The organism is Tamlana crocina (assembly GCF_012037625.1).
This window is the reverse complement of the sequence record NZ_JAAVJS010000719.1, coordinates 1-311: the sequence shown is the minus strand read 5'-3', so window position 1 is coordinate 311 and position 311 is coordinate 1. Positions and strand designations below refer to the sequence as shown.

1 pseudogene is annotated in these 311 nt (G+C 45.3%); it reads right to left on the bottom strand.

Features of this window, described 5'->3' with window-relative positions:
- Positions 1–311 (bottom strand): annotated as a pseudogene (gene acnA, locus HC176_RS18710) (aconitate hydratase); the annotation flags it as partial.

Genomic DNA, 311 nt, shown 5'->3' with positions numbered 1-311 from the left:
GGCACCTGCCGGCGAAATATGATCTGTGGTCACAGAGTCCCCGAGTAACAGGAGCACCCTCGCATCTTTTATATCTTCGGGAGGGTTGGGAGTTTCAGAAAGATCTTTAAAGAAAGGAACTTCTTTAATGTAAGTGGAATCATCTTCCCAGATATATTCATTTCCTTCCGCAGTAGACAGATTCTTCCATTGCTCTTCCCCATCAAAAATGACATCGTACACCTGCTTAAAATCTTCCACCCGCATGCTTTCTTTGATGGTCTGGTTGATCTCCTCCTGTGTGGGCCAGATGTCCTTTAGATAGACCAGCA